Source organism: Mesorhizobium sp. BHscii, from assembly GCF_053848065.1.
Map to the genome: position 1 here is coordinate 164409 of NZ_JBSPKW010000009.1, position 17959 is coordinate 182367.

The window sequence follows — 17959 nt, forward strand, 5'->3', positions numbered from 1 at the left end:
TGCTCACGCCTCCTCTGCCGCGTTGCGGATTGCAGCGACGATGTTCGGATAAGCGGCACAACGGCAGATGTTGCCGCTCATCCGCTCGCGGATCTCGGCATCGCTGAGAGCGACAGAAGCCGCCGCCACGTCCGCGCTCGCGTGGCTCGGCCAGCCGGCCCTGGCCTCGCCCAGCATACCGACCGCGGAGCAGATCTGGCCCGGCGTGCAATAGCCGCACTGGAAACCATCGCGGGCGACGAAGGCGGCCTGCACCGGATGCAGCCGGTCACCCTCGGCAAGGCCCTCGACCGTGGTGATCTCGTCGCCTTCATGCATTGCGGCAAGCGTCAGGCAGGAATTGATCCGGCGCCCGTCGACCAGCACCGTGCATGCGCCGCACTGGCCGTGGTCGCAGCCTTTCTTCGAGCCGGTGAGACCGAGATGGTTGCGCAGGGCGTCGAGCAGCGTCGTCCGCGGGTCGAGTTCGACGGCAAAATCCTTCGCGTTGATCCGCAGGGACATCGGCATCGTCGGTACCGGCGTGGGCGAGGCGGCCGCCGTGACGCTGTCGGCCGGCTCGGCATCAACTGGTATACCGGTAGCCAGGAGCACGCCGGTCGCCACCCCGCCCTCCAGCACCATCCGACGCGTCGGCCCGCTCCTGTTGTCTGTTCTGGCCATGCATGATCTCCCAGTCGCAGTTCTGTCACTCATCGACACTGGAGGTGGGGGTGCGGCCGGCGGCTTTCTTTCAAGAAACCGGCGGCAATGTCAGGATTCCGGAGAAGAATTCACCCGATAGGCCCGAGGCGTCATCCCCCTGAGACGCCGGAACGTCGTGGTGAAGTGGCTTTGGCTTGAAAAGCCGAGCCGAAAGGCAATGCTACCGATCGACAAACCCGTTTCGCGCAGCAGCATCTCCGCTCGCCGCACGCGTTCCTCGATCACATAGGCATAGGGTGCAAGGCCGGTCGTCGCTTTGAAACGACGCGCAAAACTGTCGACGGCCATGCCCGCGACGGCTGCCAGCTCGCTTAGCGAAACGTCGGAATGCATATGTGCATTGATGTAAGCCCGAACTCGACCAAGCGCCCGACGGCTGAGGCAGCCGTGACGCAGAGAAGGATGTTGATCCCGGTTCAGAATGGCCACGCGGAGGCTGACGAGGGCGACCAGATGCTCGACATAGGCAGTGTCCGGCTTGTGGCCGAGTGCCATCTCGTCGCGAAGCGAACTCAGCAGCGTGGCGATCACCGCGTCTTCCTTGTTCACCAGGATCGGCAAATCTCTCAGGCGTTCGCATCCGGGAAGCCCGATATCGGGATCGATCCATAAGGCTGAATAGGAGAGGTTTACATCGCGATAGAAGCCGAGCCGCTCCGCGCCTGCGGGGACGAAGGTGAGGGCTCCGGGACGATCCATTCCGTCGTAGAGGGATCTTGCCTCGTGCCGGATAGATGTATGGGACGTTCCGCCTTCTTCGGTCAGCACGATCAGATGATGAGGGGCTGTCCAGCGGAGTTCCGCCTCCCGGCACGCCCACCGCCGATTGTCGAATACAATCGAGGAGCTGCCCCACGACGCGGTCTGCAGGGGCTCCGATTTCTCTTCCTGGCTCCGAACCCGTCCGTTACCAAGCAACGGTCTGAATGACATCGCGGCATCCCGCTGGTTCACTCGCGGAGCCGTGGTCAGCTCCGGCTTGAGCGCTGTGCGCCGCCCCGCCGCTACGCATACGGCGGCTTATGTGGGACAGGCATCGTGCGTTGGTAACCGCGCCGTGTTCAAGAAGTCGTGAGATCAGGAAAATCCAGCGCGCCTCCTGTCAATCACTGAGCCCATCGCGAATGGCGCAGAAATAGCGATCGGTTCCGACCTGTCCGCCCTTGAGCGCAACTTCCAGCCCATCGATCGTCTTGACGCGCGAGTGGGCGACGCAGAGCGGCGAACCTGGTGAGGCGGGCAGCGGCAGCCGCACCGTCAGCGCATCGACGCCCATCTGGCCGAGTGCATGGCTCGACGTGTCGCCGCCGGCGATGACCACGCGCTGCAACTTTTGTTCGATCGTCAGCTCGCGAAGAAGTTCGCCGAGGCCGCGACCAAGCTTGTGGCGGGCGCCTGCCTGCCGGTCGATTTCGGCGCCGCGGTCGGCTGCTGGTCCAAGCGCCGTGTAGAGGACGACGCTGCGCCCGGCCTCCAAACTGGCGCGACCGCTTGCTGCCGCACGAGCGATCGCCTTGTCGGAATCCTCTGAGACCAGTTCGACAGGGTCCACCTCGATCCCGTCGAAACCGTCCGTCAAAGCATGCCGGATCTGTCGTTCCGTTGTCGGCGAACAACTGCCCGAGACCACCGCGATCCGGTCGGCCGCGCCCGGCGGCGAAAAGCTGGGCTCGGCACTGACGGTATGGTTCGACGCCCATTCGGCCAGCAGCGCATACTCGATCCCGGAAGAGCCGACGACGAAATAGCCGCCCGGCGTGCGAACGCGCCATATCTCCTTGCCGGCAAGCGCCTGAGTCTCGCGGCTGTCAACGTCCAAAAGCACGAAATCGCTGCCATTTTCGGTCAGCCGATCGAACACTTCCGATCGGGACGCTGACTGCAGCGTCGCGAGGTCGACCAGCCCCGAGGTGAGGTCTGTCTGGCGCGACAGATGGATCAGCAAATCGGATTCATCCATCGGCGTGGTCGGATGGCGGCTCATTACGGGATGGCGATCGATACGGAAGTATTTTTCGCGGTAGGCCGCGAACAGATGGCCGAAGGCGGTGTAGCGCTTGAGCTGCGGCGCGCCGACCACCAGCGGCACGCTGTCTTGGCTGAACACCGAGCGGCCAATCTCGATCGCCCGGCCGATGCTGCCGATCGCCGGGCTGGAATCGAAAGTCGAGCAGACCTTGTAATGGCAGATCTCGGCGTTCAGGGTCTTCAGCCAGGCCAAGGCGCCCCGCAGATGCGTGTCCATCCATTGCGGCGTCTCGCTTCGGCTGGTGCCGGCCAGGCCGATGGCACGGCAATGCCGGAACCGCGAAAGCAGGGCCTCGTCGGGCTGGCGCATGAACAGCACGGTCGGCACGCCGCCGAGCTCGAGCGCCTCCATGACGTCGGTCGAGCCGGTGAGATCATCGCCATAGTAGCTGAGAAGCAGATTTTGCATGGAGTCAGGCTGCTTTGCCGTCGCCGAATTTCTCGATCGACCGCGCCAATTCGGGATGGGTCAGGGCGAACTCCGCCAGCGGGATACCATCGACCGCCGCCTGCCAGGCTTGCTGCACGGCGCGCACGCCGGCACCCGGACCGTCCGGATGGCTGACGATGCCGCCGCCGCAGAGATAGAGAAGATCGACCGTTCGGCCGGTTCGCCGGTAGGTTTCGGGGGCCTGTCCGCCCCACTGGCCGGAGCCGGCGACCGGCAACGCGCAATCATCAGGCGAAAAGATCGGCGTGGTCACCGCCTTGAAGGATTCGACGAATGACCAGTCCGGCTCCCAATATTTCGAGGCGATGCCATTGATCTGGAATTGATCGACGCCGAGCAGCCGCCAGAACTGCTGCCAGACCTTGAAATCCATGCCAAGCCCGGGGTGACGGGTGAGAATGTCCCAGCCGTTGCGGTGGGCGTGGATCACCAGGCTGGAGCGCTTTCTGAGGAAAGCCATGCCGCCGAAGCCGACGGAGTTGATGTTGACAACAGCGCAATTGCCGCCGGCCTTCGCCACCAGATCGTGGTTGCGCATCATCTCGTCAGGATCGGCATGCGAGATGCCGAAGGCATACATGACCTTTTTACCGGTCTTCTGCTCATGGTCGAGGACGAGCGGCATGATCGCCTTCACCCGTTCCGATAGGGGCGAATAGGCCGGGCTCATCAGCTTCTCGTCGTCCTTGATGAAATCGACGCCGGCGTCGATCAGCTCACCCACCATCTCGGCCGTTTCGCGCGGTCGAAGCCCCAGCGCCGGCTTGACGATCGTCCCGATGATCGGGCGGTTCTCCACGCCGGTCAGTCGGCGGCTGCCGGTGACGCCGAATTGCGGGCCAGGATGGGCGCCGCGATGGTCCTCCGGCAGCTTCATGTCGACGACGCGGATGCCGGACAGGCCCTTGATCGAATAGGCGCCACCGATGGCGATGGTCATCAGCGCCGAAAGATCGGTACCGATGGCATCCAGCGGAAACGCGATGTCGACATCCGCGCGCTTGAAGGGCCCGTCACTGGCTTCGGGAAGCGATGGACGATCGGCGTCCGGCAAAGACCGTATCGCCAGGACGCGTGCCGCCACCCGCGCCTTGAGCTCTTCGGTCTCGCCGGGCAGCGCGACGAACGTTCCGGTCGACTGGTCGCTGGCGATCTTGGCCGCCAGCGCATCGATGCTCGCCGAGGTCTCGATGCGATAAGTGAGGGTGATCATAGTTCGAAAAAATTTCCCTGATCTTCGAAATCTGGTATAATGAGTACATAAGTATTGCAAGCGATATCCTGCCAGGGAAGGCATTCTGGGAATCGTGGGTGACAATGCTAAATAAACACCGGCCAAGGGAGTGATTCGCGACGATGAACCGTTCGGAGCCGATCGTCCGGCGCAAGCTTTCCGACGAAGTGTTTTTGAGGCTGAAGCGCCTGATTACCAGCGGCGAATTGCAGCCGGGCGACGACATGCCGTCGGAGCGCGAACTGATGGAGCGCTTCGAGGTCGGCAGGCCGGCGATCCGCGAAGCGATGCAGGCGTTGAGCAATATGGGTCTCGTCGCGATCTCGCATGGCGAGCGGGCGAAGGTGCTTCAGCTGACCGCCAAGTCGATCATCAAACAGGTCGATGGCGCGGCCAAGATAATCCTGTCGTCGTCGAAGGACACGCTGGAGCACCTCAAGAACGCGCGCATCTTCTTCGAGCGCGGCATGGTCAGGGAGGCCGCCGAAAAGGCCACAGCAGAGGACGTTCAGCGGCTGCGGGCTACCGTTGCCGAACAGCGGAGCTTTCGCGGCGATTCCGAGGCCTTCATATCTGCCGACATGAAGTTCCATACCCAGATCGCGGCAATATCCGGCAACCCGATTTATGTCGCGGTCAGCGAAGCGATGCTTGGCTGGCTGAAGGAATATCACACCGAGATGCTGATCTGGACCGGCAAGGAAAACTTCACGCTGACCGAGCACGAAGAGATCATCGGGCGCATCGAGCAGAAGGATGCGGACGCAGCCGAGAAGGCTATGATCAAGCACCTCGAGCGCTCGCGCGCGCTCTATGTGATGAATTCCGGCAACTGATTTCACCCGATCCGGGTGACCGCGTAAGGCGGCATCACAAGGTGGCGTCGTTCGCACCCGGAGATATCAACCGTCACTTCGCTCGCCGTCAGATTCGCCAGCCACATGACGGTCTGACCCGCGGGAGAACGGCCGGCCAGCGTGAGCACCCGCGTCTCATCGCTAGTCCTCGCCGCTAAGTGCCTGAAGCCGGCCAGTTCGCAAAGCCCCTTGATAGCCTCGAAAATCGGCCGGGGTTCCCCTTCGCCGACGGGTTCCCCGGATGCCGCCAGCACGCCGAACGGTCCGGTGAAGCTGGACAGCGTGAGCATCTCCAGCCCGGACGGCGCGACGCGCGCGGCATAGCCGATCGTCCATGCTGCCGCGAACATGCCGGCATGGCGAGGATCCCGGTCGGCCATGGCGATGCGCTGACGGTGCGGATTGGCTTTGGTCGCACCGCCATAGGGGTTCTGCCGCATGGCGATGGTCGACGGGCCGATCCGGTAGTGTTTTGGCCCGAAGATCGCCCGCACCGATGCGGTGATGAAAGGCAGCGCCTCCAGCGATTGCATGACGCTGAGATCGTCGGCGGCGTGCACGATCGGGCATGTGCAGTGGGTGACGAAATCGAGCAAGTCGGCGGGAACGCGCTTGCGGTTCAACTCAGTGAAATAGCTGAACATGCCGCCGCCGAGGCGGATATCGGGAAAGGCGCGCCGCGCGGCGGCATAGACGTCCTCGAGCGGCGGACATTCAGGCCATGCGCTGCCCGGCGGCGTCGACTGCCGGTCGACCGAGGGCGAAACGGCGATGGCCGAGAGCTTCAGCCCGGCCTGTCGCACCGCATCGGCGACGCCTGAAAGCTCAGCGTCGAGATCGCCAACGCAGGAAACGACGCATTCAAGCGTCGTCTCGACCGGGCAGGCTGCGGCGAGCCGGGCATAGGACTGCAAGGCTTCGAGGCCGTGGCCACGCGTCGGGTCGTAGTGGAACGTCAGCTGTTGCGGGCCAAGCGCGGACAGCGTCGGAAGGTTTGCCAGCGCCACCTCGACCTCATCCGGGTAGATGATCACGCCGATATCCGGTAGTCCCGGTCCGGCTTCGCCGAGCTCGACGCGGACGTGTTCGGCGGCTGTTGCGGCAGCCGGCGCCTTCACGTCGCCTGAGATGCGCAAGCTGATTGTCTGGCGCAGAGTCTCGCCGGCAGGCAGCACATAGGGCCATGGCAGCGCGAGCGGCCGGACATAGGTCTTGTAGGACGCGTCCGACCAGTTGCGTTGGTCCTCCATCTCGAACACGTCGCCTTCCATCCGGCATTCGGCGGTGACGCCGGGCCGGACCTCATGGGTGATCGCCCGCAAATCCTTGAAAGGCTGCCAGGGGTCTATCAGCTGCGGAAGCTTCGTTTCCACCACGCTGCCGTCGGTGTGCTCGACGGTGATCGGGCTGCCGGCCAGGCCGGCGATCGGATGCAGGATGCAGAAGCCGCAGCGATTGGTCTCGAAATCGTCTTCGGGACGCGCGCTCACGTCGAAAACCAGCTGGCCGTCGGCGGAACCTTCGATCGTCGCGCGAAAGTCGAGCCGGCTTCCCTTTGGTCCGACGCAACTTGCCGAATAGCTGACGGAGAAAGTGTCGGCACCCTGGTCAATGACTAAATCCGTGAGCGCCGGCTCGTAAGTGCCCCAGTCGCGGTCCCTGATGACATAAGCGATGGTGCGCAGCACTTCCGTGCCGCCGTGGCGGATGGTGCGCAGATTGCCGTTGACGAAGTCGGCGCTGAGTGCGCCGGCGCGCAGCCTGACCGGCTCGGCCTCGACCGCGCGCGTGCCATAGAGGAGGAAGGCGTCGGCGGTCATCTCAGCAAAGTGTCGAGCTGCACCGGCTCACGGCTCGCAGCGCCCGTATAGGCGGCCTCGACCAGCGCCAATGTCCTGAGATTGTCCGCACCCGAGGTTGCCGGCTCGGTCCCGTTCGCCAGGCAATTGACCCAGTGCTTTTGGATGGCGACGACGCTTTCCTGGATGTTGTGCCATGGTCGCGATGCCCATGGCAGCAGCGGTGGCGAGACGTCGCTGACCGCCGTCCCGTTCCTGCCGGTGACGGTGAGTCGGTAATCCTGCTCGAGCCGGATCGTGCCGCCGCTGCCGTCGATCTCGACCAGCGTCTGCGGAAACGGCTCAGTAGCGAGCTTGGTCGCATAGCTGCAATCGACCACAGACGTTGCGCCGCTCTCGTGGTCCATTAGCATTGTAGCGACGTCCTCGCCGGCAATCTCAGGATTAATGCGAGCGGTTCGTGTCGTGATCGTCGAAACGTCGCCCAGCAGAAAGCGGGCAATGTCGAGACTATGGATGCCGAGGTCCTCGATGATGAAGCGCTTTCCCGTCGCCAGATAGGGCTGGCCGGAAAACACGTCATAGGCCGAGCGGAACGAGATCCGCCCGAAGAACGGGGTGCCGATGTCACCGCTGTCGAGCACGGCGCGCACCGCCTGGATCGGCGACTGCCAGCGAAAATTCTCATGCACCATCAGCGGCACGCCGGCGTCAGAGCAGGCCTTCGTCATGGCCTTGGCATCGGCAAGCGTCGGCGCGAACGGCTTTTGGCAGATTGCCGGAACGCGATGCCGCGCCGCCATCTCGACAAGCGGACGGTGGCTCGGCGCGGTGGTGGCGATATCGACGAAATCCAGTCTTTCGGCGGCAAAAAGTGCTGCCGCGTCGGTATAGCGCCGCGCGATGCCGAACTGGTCGCCGACTATCCTGAGGCGTTCCGAATCGCGGTCGCAAATGGCGACGATCGAGGCGTCGGCGATGTCGCGCCAGGCGTGCATCTGGTTGACGGCAAAGAAGCCGCAGCCGATCAGCGCTCCACGCAGTTCCGCCGCCATCAGCCCGCCTTTGCCATCTGCATTAGCGTCACGCGGCTCTGCAGCCGGCGCTGCGCCTGGTCGACGACGACAGCGACGATGATTACAAGGCCCTTGATCACCATCTGCCAGAACGAGCTCACCCCCATCATGACCAGCCCGTCGGAGAGAATGCCGATGACGAAGGCACCGACGATGGTGCCGCCGATCGTGCCGCGGCCGCCCGACATCGAGGTGCCGCCGAGCACCGCCGCTGCGATGGCGTTGAGCTCGAAGCTCTCGCCGGTCGCCGGATGCGAGGCCATCAGCTCGGACGAGATGATCAGGCCGACGACCGCCGCGCAGAAGCCGGAGAACATGTAGACGAACATCTTCACCATGTTGACCCTGACGCCCGAAATCCGCGCCGCCCGTTCGTTGCCGCCGACGGCGAAGATGTGGCGGCCGAGCGGGGTGTATTTGGCGAGATAGGCCGCCCCAAGTGCTACGACGACAAGTATCCATATCGAAACCGGCAGGCCGAGCAGCCGGCCGGCGCCGAGGAAGCCGAACCCAGTCGTACCCAGATCGGGCTTGCCGACAAGGTTCGGGAAGGTGCGGCCATCGGACGACAGGAGCGCCAGGCCGCGTGCGACATAGAGCACGCCGAGCGTGGCGATGAACGGCGCGACATTCAGCCTGGTGATCAGCAATCCGTTGACGGCGCCGATCAATATGCCGACCGCCAGCGTGATCAGTGCGATTTCGAAGACGTTGAAATAGATCGTATAGCCGACCTGCAGGTCGATGCCGTTGAGCACGAGATAGCCGGCGACCATGCCGCACAGGCCGACAATCGAGCCGACCGAGAGGTCGATGCCTCCGGTGATGATGACGAAGGTCATGCCCATGGCGAGGAAGGCGTTCAGCGCCACGTGCTTCGACATCAGGATCAGGTTGGCGGCCGACAGGAAATTCGGCGCCGCGATCGAGAAGAAGATCAGGACGGCGATCAACGCAATGAACGTCCTCGCCTTCATCAGCGTCAGCAGGACGGAGCCGCTCGAGGCGGAGGCAACTGAAGCCTTGGCCGGGATGTCAGTCATGGGCGTGGCTCTCCGTGTGCGGGACCGGTCCGTGGCCAAGCGCCGATGCGGCGACAAGTGCCGCCTCCGTCGCCTCGGCGCGATCGAACATGCCGGTCAGTTTTCCATTGCTCATCACCGCGACCCGGTCGGACAGCGCCATCACCTCGTCGAGATCCGAGGTGGCGAAAAGTATGCCCAGTCCGTCGCGGGACAGTTTGCGCATGGTGCGGAAGACGTCGGCCTTGGCGCCGACATCGATGCCGCGGCTCGGTTCATCCATCAGTAGCACCTTGGGTCCGGTGAGCAGCGCCTTGCCGATGACCACCTTCTGCTGGTTGCCGCCCGACAGCGACGAGACCTCTTGCGCCGGATTGGCGACCTTGATCGCCAGCTCCCGCACCATCTGCGTCACCGCCTGGTTTTCCTTGGCGCCACGGATATGGAACAGGCGGACAAACCGCGACAGGCTGGCCAGCGTCAGGTTGCTGGCGACCGAGAGGATCGACACCAGCCCTTCGCGCTGGCGGTCCTCGGGGATCAGCGCCAGCCCGCGCCGGATCCGCCGTGTCGTGTCGCGCTCTCTGATCTTTTTGCCGGCGATGAAGATCGTTCCGGTGGCATGGCCATGGCGTCCCATGATGCAGTCGAACAATTCGCTGCGTCCGGCGCCCATTAGGCCGTAGATGCCGAGAATCTCGCCGGCGCGCAGCGACAGCGAGACGTGATCGACCGCAAGCCCGCCGGTCTCGCGCGGCAGGCAGATGTCCTCGGCCCGGAATATCTCTTCGCCCGGAACATGGCCGTCGGCCTTGGCGAAGTCCTTGGCGTCCGAGCCGATCATCTGCCGCACGATCCATTGCGTGTCGACGTTTTTCATCCTCTCCTGGCCGGTGATCCGCCCGTCGCGCAGCACGGTGATGTAGTCGCCGATGCGGATCAGTTCCTCGAGCCGGTGCGAGATGTAGACGATCGCCACGCCGCGCGCCTTGAGGTCGACAATCACCTTGAACAGGATCTCGACTTCCGCCGCGCTCAGCGCCGAGGTCGGTTCGTCCATGATCAGGATGCGCGCATCGAGCGAAACCGCCTTGGCAATCTCGACCAGCTGCTGCTGGCCGATACGCAAATCCTCGACCAGCATGTCCGGCCGGATGCCGGCTTCCAGCCGCTCGAGGAATTCCGCCGCGCGGCGCTCCTGTTCTCGGCTGTCGATCTTGCGGAGCCGGTTGGTGATCTCGCGGGTGGCAAAAATATTTTCTGCGACCGTCAGGTTGCCGAACAGGTTCAGCTCCTGAAACACCATGCCGATGCCGCGATTCACCGCGTCCGCGGATGAGGAGAAGGAAACCTCTTCGCCCTCCAGGATTATGCGGCCGAGCGTCGGCTGTTCGACGCCGGCGATGATCTTCATCAGCGTCGATTTGCCGGCGCCGTTTTCGCCGACCAGCACGTTGACCGCGCCCTTGCGCACCTCGAAATTCGCGCGCTTGACCGCGACGGTGCCCGAATAGACCTTGGAGACGTCTTCCAGCGTCAGGATGACATCGTGATCGGTGGCGGCAGTCATGGCTTCGGCCCGATCTCTGCCTCCGCCGGCGTCACCAGCGGCAGGTCCTGGCCGCTGCCGATGACATAGGCGCCGACAACCCTAACGCTCCGGCCCTCCAGCGCTTCGCGCGGCAGCTTGGAAAGCACTGTCTTGTCGGCGTAGGTGTTGAACGCCTTGCCGAACTGGGCGAAGTCGATCTGGTTGGTGAAATCGTTGAACTGGATGAAGTCGAGACTGTCGCGTAGCGCGGTGCCACGCATTGCGGGTCCGATCTGCACCCGCGCATCCGCCTTGCCGTCGCCGTCGGCATCGACATCCATGGTTGCCGCGCGTGACTGTGTATTCGCCGCAACAATCTTGCCTTCGAGGCGAACCAAGAAGGTCCATGGCGAATTCGCCTGTTTCTTCGGATTGCCATACTTGGCGCCGGCAGCCGCTGGATCGGCTTTCGCCAGGGCGTGAACCTCGGGAAATGGCCCGGCCTTCTGCTGGAGATAGGGCACCGCCTTGGCAGCCCAGATATCGCCGACCATCTTGTCCGCATTGAAGGCCGGAGGTTTGCCGCCGTTTTCCGCTGACGGTGTCGGCAGGATCTTGCAGGCGGTCAGGCTGAGGCCGACGGTCACGGCAAGGAGCGGCGCGGCGAGGATCGAACATGTCGGCTTGTTCGGCATGGCGGTCAGGGCACCCAGTAAATGGAAGCAAGGGACGAGCCGGAAGCTCGTCCCTTGCGATTGATGTTACGCCGGCTCAGTTGGTCAGCGCGAAGGTTTCCAGCTTGGCGGCATTGTCGCCATTGATCAGGACGCAGTCCATCAGCTGCTTTTCCTCGGCCGGAGACTTCTTGTTCTTGATGAAGTCGTTGGCCTGCTCGACTGCCATCTGCGCCTGCGCATAGGCCGGCTGCAGGACTGTGGCCTTGATGCCGCCTGAAGCGATCGAATCGCGCACGTCATTCGATCCGTCGAACCCGACGACGATGACATCCTTGCGGCCGGCGGCGGCAAGGGCGGCATAGGCGCCCATCGCCATCGTGTCGTTGCCGGAGATCACGCCCTTGATGTCCGGGTTAGCCTGGAGCATCGATTCCATCTTGGAATAAGCTTCGGTCTGGCTCCAGTTGGCCGACTGCTGCGCCACCATCTTCAGGTCCGGATAGTCGTCGATGACATCGTGATAGCCCTTCGAGCGAATGCCGGCATTGGTGTCGGATTCCTTGCCGACCAGCTCGACGAAATTGCCCTTCTCGCCCATCAGCTTGACGAACTCCTGCGCGCCGAGCTGGGCGCCCTGATAGTTGTTGGAGACGATCTGCGCGACGGCGACGCCGGTGGCGTTGATCTCGCGGTCGATCAGGAAGGACGGAACGCCCGCGTCCTTGGCCTTCTGCACGGCAGCGACGGTGGCGTCGGCGCCGGCATTGTCGAGGATGATCGCCTTGGCGCCGCGGCCGATCGCTGTGTCGATCAGCTCCGACTGCTTATTGGCGTCGTCGTCATGGACAAGCACCAGCGTTTCATAACCGAGTTCCTTGGCCTTGGCTTCCGCGCCGACGGCTTCCGCCTTGAAGAACGGGTTGTCGTGCGAGGGCGTGATGATGGCAATGAGATCCGCCGCATAGGCGGGTGCGGCGGTGCCAAGCGCCAGCATGCCGGCAAAAGCCACAAGTGTTATTCTGCGAGTGAGTTTCATGATTTCCTCCCGTTTGAAAAAGCCCTGATCAACTCAGGCCACTGTCTGCGTTTCAATTCGCCAGGGCGGCACAAGAGATCGCGAATCGCCTCAGTTTCAAAACCGTTTGCCGGCTTCCTCTGAACGGATCGTCGTGTCCCCCAGTCCCCGGCCTCCTCCGCTCGCCCAAGTCTCGAATTCCCTGGCGAGGCCTGGGTTGGCCCGAGCTTACGAACAGCTAAGCCAACTGGTATAATGAGTCAATCATTAATTCAGATGATCTGTACCCGGCCTTTCCTTCTCCCGGGAAAGCATCTCAGCCTCAAGTGATGCGCTGAATGCTCGCTGCAATCTCTTCCGGCTCGAAGACCCGCTTCCAGTCGTCGCGCATCAAGACCGGCTTGCCGAACTCGATGGCCTTGTTGCAGGCGTCGGAGAACACGCCCTTGGTCTCGCCGAAGATGACGGCGCCGAGCACGTTCATGTGGCCAAGCAGGAAGTCGAGTGCGGCCTGCTGGTCGACCCCGCGCGCGACGACCTCGTCGACCGCTTCCTTCATGACGACCAGCAACGAGGCGCAGACAGTCTCCGAAAGGCCGGGTTCGAGCAGCGCCATTTGGTCGACCGTGACGCGATGCGACCGCATGACCGGGGCCCAGATGATCTTGGCGATCGCTTCGCCCTTGGCGAAATCTTCCTCCGGTCCCTGCATCAGCGCGCTGACCATATGCTGCTTGGCCTTGACGCCGCCGAAATAGTCTTTCTTGGCCGCCATATCGGTCTCGTCGTTGAAGATCGGCGGATGGCAGGGATGGGTGACGAAATAGGTCAGGTCCGGCCGCTTGGGCAAATGGCCGGCGAAAGGTGCTGCGGCGTCCAGCACGACGACCATGGTGCCGGCAGCAAGCTTGCCCTCGATGCTGGCCGCCACCTTGCCGATATGGGTGTCGGGAACCGCCAGGATGACCACCTCGGCGCCATCGAGGGCTTCGTCGGCGCTGACCGCATCGATGCCCAACCCCGTCTTTAGCCGCTCGCGGCCGACTTCGCTGACCTCGACATGGCGTATCGTGTAGTGAGAGCCGCGAAAATTGGTCGACAGGCGGTAACCCATTTTGCCGCCGGCACCAAACAGCGCTATCGTTGTCATCTAGCCGTTACTCCTGATCTCGAACGATGGCCCGGCCGATCGTCATCTAATCAACTGGTATAATCACACTACCACGGCTTGGCAACTGGATAGGAATCGGATGCGGCCCGCTCCGTCAGTGTCGTAGGTGGTTAGCATCGCCCACCGCATCGACGGACGATCGCGTCGCTTTAACTTGTCCGCGTGCCGGCGAGGCGAGCACTAGGATGTCACGCAGAATCGGCCGTCATCAAAATGCCGGCTGTCAGAGACGAGCTACTCTGGATGAGACGCAAGCCGCGCCCTTGCTGCGGATGGGGCAATCAACGGCTGGACCCTCGGTTATCCGCTGATACCGCTTTCAAAAGTCAATGAAGCCGGATCATCAGCGTCCGGGAAACATCGCCTTCAAGCCTTCGCGCGAGGCCCTGGCGACGCCGCGCTCCGTGATCAATCCGGTGACCAGCCGCGCCGGCGTCACGTCGAAGGCCGGGTTTGCCGCGGGCGTCATATCCGGCGAGATGCGGACCTGCGCAATCTCGCCATTCGCGGTCTTGCCCCAGACCAGCGAGACCTCGTCGCTGGAGCGCTGTTCGATCGGGATTTCGGCCAGCCCGTCACCCACCGTCCAGTCGATGGTTGGCGACGGCAGCGCGACGTAGAACGGCACGTCGTTGTCGGCAGCGGCCAGCGCTTTCAAATAGGTGCCGATCTTGTTGCAGACATCGCCGTCGGCGGTGGTGCGGTCCGTGCCAACGATTACCATGTCGATCTGGCCGCGCTGCATCAGATGGCCGCCGGCATTGTCGACGATCAGCGTATGCGGCACGCCATGGCCGGCCATCTCCCATGCGGTCAGCTGAGCGCCCTGGTTGCGCGGGCGTGTTTCGTCGACATAGACGTGAACGGGAATGCCCGCTTCCGTTGCCAAATAGATCGGCGCCGTGGCGGTGCCGTAGTCGACGGTGGCCAGCCAGCCGGCATTGCAATGGGTCAGGATGTTGACCGGTTCTCCCGGCCGCTTGCGCACCGCGATTTCCTTGATGATTTCAAGTCCATTAACGCCGATGGCTCGGTTGAGGCCGACATCCTCGTCGGCGATTTCTCCGGCGCGCCGGTAAGCAGCCTCGGCGCGTTGTCCAGATGGAAGCGGCCGCAGGAAACCTCGCATCTCATCGAGCGCCCAACGCAGATTGATCGCGGTCGGGCGCGTTTCGTGCAAGACCTCCCAGATGCCGTCGAGTGCTGCATCGGATGGATCGTCGGCCATCTGCATGGCGACGCCATAAGCGGCGGTGACGCCGATCAGTGGCGCGCCGCGTACCCACATGTCGCGGATCGCCGTCGCGATGCCGGCAACCGTGCCGACTTTTTCCACGCGGAAATCATGCGGCAGCCAGCGCTGGTCGATGATGTCCACCGAACGGCCGTCGTCGCTCAGCCAGATGGTCCGGTAGTGACGGTCGCCGACGTTCAAATTCTGTTCTCCTGTTCGATCAGCGCGGCCAATGTGTTGACCTCGTCGATGCTGTGAATCTGGCGCCGGTTGACGGCGATGTGACGGCCGAATTTCAGTGCCTTCGCCTCACATGTGGCGCGCAGATCCTCGTCGGCAATGGTCTCGAAATCGGCGTTGTGCGCCAGGCCCAGAATACGCCGGTGCACCTCGACGCCGGCAAAGCCCAGCATGTCGGTCCAAATCGAATGCAGCATGTGGTCGAGCGCCTGTTCGGCGCCAAGCCTGTCGCCCTGATCCTCGAACAGGCTCTTCTGGTAGAGCATGCCGGTGCGCTCGGTTCGCCACAGATGCGAAAACTCGGTGCGGAATACCGACCATGTCTCGACCGTCACATCGAGCAAATAGCCGCGCATGGCGTCGCGCTTTTCCTTCTGTTCGTGACCGCGCTGCGAAAAGAACGCCATCCAGAAATTGGCGAGCAGCATGCCGACATCGAAGGCCATCGGCCCGTAGAAGGCGAATTCGGGGTCGATCATCCGCGTTTCTGAGTCGGTGACCATGATCGAGCCGGAATGCAGGTCGCCGTGCAGCAGCGTCTCTGCATTGGCCGCAAAAAGATGCTTCAGCCGCTGCGCCTCGACCTTGAGATCGCGGTCCGCGCGCAATTCTGCGACGATGCCGTCGAGCTGCGGGCTCGTATGCCGGTTCATCTTGGCGTCGAAATAGGGATCGGAGAACACCAGATTCTCGGTGATATCGCAGAGCTCGACATTGTCGGCGAACAGCGCCAGATCCGCCTTGCGATCTTTGGTCACCATGCTGAGGTCGGAGCCGCGAAACAACGTGCGGGCCATGAACAAGCCGATATCCCTGGCGATGTTCGGCAACCGGCGGCCCTCGATCAGCGCCCGCCGCAAGATGATGTGCGGCGACAGATATTCCATGATGATCAGCGCCTGGACTTCGTCGAAATGATAGATCGCCGGCACCGAACCGGGCGCTCTCGCTTCCTGCCGCGTCAGCGCGTGATACTCGAAGAAGGAGCGCTTCAATGGCAGCGGCCAGCTGTCGCCGACCAGGCGAACATAGGGCAGGGCCTGCTTGACGACGGCAGCACCCGTGGCGCCCTCGACGATGAAGACCAGGTTCAGATTGCCGTCGCCGACCTCGCGGACCTTCCAGCGGGCCGTGTCCTTGCCGATATGCGAACACAGCGCCTCGTTGGCGCCAAGGCGTGCCGCCAATGTCTCGACCGACAGTGCTTCGAACGGCAATTTCCCAGTCATCCTCACCTCCCGCTGATGTGCTCCCATCATAGTGGAGCCAAGGCGGTTGGTCCAAGCTAGGAAGCCCTCTGGCAATTGTCAATCGTGTTGACAATTGCCGGAGCAGCCCCTAGCGTCATGGTCAGGGAGGAACGAATGGGCAATGATGCCGTGTTCCGCGTGCACGGCCTGAGGAAGTCCTTTGGCCATATCGAGGTGCTTGGCGGCGTCTCGCTCGATTTGCATGCCGGTGAAGTGACCGTGCTGATGGGCGCCAACGGCGCCGGCAAATCCACCCTCGTCAAAATTATCAGCGGCGTCTACGAGCGCGGCGGCGGCACGATGAGCCTTGCCGGCCACGACTTCGCGCCGGAGGATTTCGCGCCAAAAACGCCGGCGGAGGCGATCCGCGCCGGCGTCGTCACCGTTCATCAAAACATCAATGACGGTGTCGTCGCCGACCTCGACGTCGCCACCAATTTGACGCTCGACAAGCTGAGCGGCAGCGGCGCGCCGACCCTGTTCAATCCGGGCCGGGTGCGTCGCGAGGCAAAAGCGGTTGCCGACCGCATGGGGCTGGCCATCGACCTGAAGGCCCGGATCAGCGATCTCTCGCTGGCCGACCGCCAGATGGTGGCGATTGCCCGCGCCATGGCGCATCAGCCGAAGGTCCTGATCCTCGATGAGCCGACCTCCTCTTTGTCCAGCGCCGAAGCCGACCGGCTTTTCGCGCTGGTCGACAGGCTGCGCGAGCAGGGCGTCGCGATCCTCTACATCTCGCACCGCATGTCCGACATCAGGCGGCTTGCTGACCGGATCGTCTCGATGCGAGACGGCGTCATCTCAGGTGTTTTCGACCGCAAGCCGCTCGATTATGAAGGCGCCGTCAACGCCATGCTTGGCCGCAAGATTCACCTCGACCGGATCGTCGCCAGGAATTCGGCCAAGCCTATCCTGACGATCGACGGGTTGCGCATTGCAGAAGGCTCCATGCCGATCTCGCTGACGCTCGGCGACGGCGAAGTCGTTGCCATCACCGGCCTCGTCGGCGTCGGCAAGACCGCGCTCGCCGAGACGCTGTTTGGCGTCCGCAAGCCGCTCACCGGGACCATGACGTTGAACGGAAAACCCTATGCTCCGGGTTCGACAGGCGAGGCGATCGCCGCCGGCGTGTTTCTCGTCGCCAAGGACCGGAGCGAAAACGGGATCGTCGGCGACTTCAACATCCAGGAAAATATCAGCCTGCCGTTCCACAGGCGGATGTCGCGTATGGGCGTTCTCAAGCGCCGCATCGAGCGCGCCACCGCCCGCCAGCAGATTCGGGAACTGGGCATCGTCTGCCGCTCGGAGAAGGACGAAATGTCAGCCCTTTCCGGCGGCAACCAGCAGAAGGTGATGGTCGCCCGCTGGATCTCGCAGGCGGCAAAGCTGTTCATTCTGGACGAGCCGTTTCAGGGCGTCGACATTTCGGCCAGGCGCGACATCGCGGCCAAGCTGCGGGCGAGCGCGAACGGCCGTGCGACGCTGCTGTTCGTCACTGAACTCGACGAGGCGCTGGAGACCGCCGACCGCATCCTGGTGATGTCGGAGCAGACAATCGTTGGCGAACACCGCAACGCCGACATCGACCTCGAGCGCCTGTTGGCCGAAGTGGCGGGCAGGTCGTTGCACAGCGCAGCGTGAGGGCGGGCAGATAATGGGACGTGGAATG

15 protein-coding genes are annotated in these 17959 nt (G+C 63.2%); 2 read left to right on the forward strand and 13 right to left on the reverse strand.

Annotated elements, in window-relative coordinates; genetic code table 11:
* Positions 1-3: 3 nt before the first annotated feature.
* The 4 genes from ACWTU7_RS15175 to oiaX all read right to left on the reverse strand — a co-directional run bounded on the left by ACWTU7_RS15175 (position 4) and on the right by oiaX (position 4397).
* Complete coding sequence (locus tag ACWTU7_RS15175) at positions 4-663, reverse strand: 2Fe-2S iron-sulfur cluster-binding protein (RefSeq protein WP_455838990.1); 660 nt, start codon at positions 661-663, stop codon at positions 4-6.
* Between the two features lie 90 nt (positions 664-753).
* On the reverse strand, positions 754-1638 hold the full coding sequence (locus ACWTU7_RS15180; RefSeq protein ID WP_455839036.1) for a helix-turn-helix domain-containing protein: 885 nt from the start codon (positions 1636-1638) through the stop codon (positions 754-756).
* 169 nt (positions 1639-1807) lie between these two features.
* Positions 1808-3142 carry a four-carbon acid sugar kinase family protein gene (locus ACWTU7_RS15185; protein ID WP_455838991.1) on the reverse strand — a complete coding sequence of 445 codons (1335 nt, stop codon included), beginning with the start codon at positions 3140-3142 and terminating at the stop codon, positions 1808-1810.
* Positions 3143-3146: 4 nt separating this feature from the next.
* Positions 3147-4397 carry a 3-oxo-isoapionate-4-phosphate decarboxylase OiaX gene (oiaX, locus tag ACWTU7_RS15190; protein WP_455838992.1) on the reverse strand — a complete coding sequence of 417 codons (1251 nt, stop codon included), beginning with the start codon at positions 4395-4397 and terminating at the stop codon, positions 3147-3149.
* Positions 4398-4540: 143 nt separating this feature from the next.
* Here oiaX and ACWTU7_RS15195 point away from each other — a divergent pair, with 143 nt between their 5' ends.
* Complete coding sequence (locus tag ACWTU7_RS15195) at positions 4541-5254, forward strand: transcriptional regulator NanR (protein WP_095518172.1); 714 nt, start codon at positions 4541-4543, stop codon at positions 5252-5254.
* 2 nt (positions 5255-5256) lie between these two features.
* Here the strand turns inward: ACWTU7_RS15195 and apnL are convergent, their stop codons facing one another.
* The 9 genes from apnL to mtnK form a co-directional block, all read right to left on the reverse strand.
* The gene (gene apnL / locus ACWTU7_RS15200) at positions 5257-7095 is read right to left on the reverse strand and encodes a D-apionate lactonase (protein ID WP_455838993.1); all 1839 of its coding nucleotides are present in this window, start codon (positions 7093-7095) and stop codon (positions 5257-5259) included.
* The gene (locus ACWTU7_RS15205) at positions 7092-8129 is read right to left on the reverse strand and encodes a Gfo/Idh/MocA family protein (protein ID WP_455838994.1); all 1038 of its coding nucleotides are present in this window, start codon (positions 8127-8129) and stop codon (positions 7092-7094) included. Before ACWTU7_RS15205 ends, apnL begins: the two co-directional genes overlap by 4 nt.
* Positions 8129-9193: an ABC transporter permease gene (locus ACWTU7_RS15210; RefSeq protein WP_036267445.1), complete on the reverse strand. Its 1065-nt coding sequence runs from the start codon at positions 9191-9193 to the stop codon at positions 8129-8131. The genes ACWTU7_RS15205 and ACWTU7_RS15210 overlap by 1 nt, the downstream gene beginning before the upstream one ends.
* A complete protein-coding gene (locus ACWTU7_RS15215) occupies positions 9186-10742 on the reverse strand; it encodes a sugar ABC transporter ATP-binding protein (RefSeq protein WP_455838995.1) in 1557 nt (518 codons plus the stop codon). The genes ACWTU7_RS15210 and ACWTU7_RS15215 overlap by 8 nt, the downstream gene beginning before the upstream one ends.
* Positions 10739-11398 carry a DUF2291 family protein gene (locus tag ACWTU7_RS15220; protein ID WP_455838996.1) on the reverse strand — a complete coding sequence of 220 codons (660 nt, stop codon included), beginning with the start codon at positions 11396-11398 and terminating at the stop codon, positions 10739-10741. Before ACWTU7_RS15220 ends, ACWTU7_RS15215 begins: the two co-directional genes overlap by 4 nt.
* 76 nt (positions 11399-11474) lie before the next feature.
* Positions 11475-12416: a substrate-binding domain-containing protein gene (locus tag ACWTU7_RS15225; RefSeq protein ID WP_455838997.1), complete on the reverse strand. Its 942-nt coding sequence runs from the start codon at positions 12414-12416 to the stop codon at positions 11475-11477.
* A 301-nt stretch (positions 12417-12717) separates the two neighbouring features.
* Positions 12718-13545 carry a phosphogluconate dehydrogenase C-terminal domain-containing protein gene (locus tag ACWTU7_RS15230; RefSeq protein WP_455838998.1) on the reverse strand — a complete coding sequence of 276 codons (828 nt, stop codon included), beginning with the start codon at positions 13543-13545 and terminating at the stop codon, positions 12718-12720.
* A 364-nt stretch (positions 13546-13909) separates the two neighbouring features.
* A complete protein-coding gene (mtnA, locus tag ACWTU7_RS15235; RefSeq protein WP_455838999.1) occupies positions 13910-15001 on the reverse strand; it encodes an S-methyl-5-thioribose-1-phosphate isomerase in 1092 nt (363 codons plus the stop codon).
* On the reverse strand, positions 14998-16269 hold the full coding sequence (gene mtnK / locus ACWTU7_RS15240) for an S-methyl-5-thioribose kinase (RefSeq protein ID WP_455839000.1): 1272 nt from the start codon (positions 16267-16269) through the stop codon (positions 14998-15000). The genes mtnA and mtnK overlap by 4 nt, the downstream gene beginning before the upstream one ends.
* Positions 16270-16404: 135 nt before the next feature.
* On the opposite strand from mtnK, the gene ACWTU7_RS15245 reads away from it, so the two are divergent.
* Positions 16405-17931 carry a sugar ABC transporter ATP-binding protein gene (locus ACWTU7_RS15245; protein WP_455839001.1) on the forward strand — a complete coding sequence of 509 codons (1527 nt, stop codon included), beginning with the start codon at positions 16405-16407 and terminating at the stop codon, positions 17929-17931.
* The last annotated feature ends 28 nt before the right edge of the window (positions 17932-17959 follow it).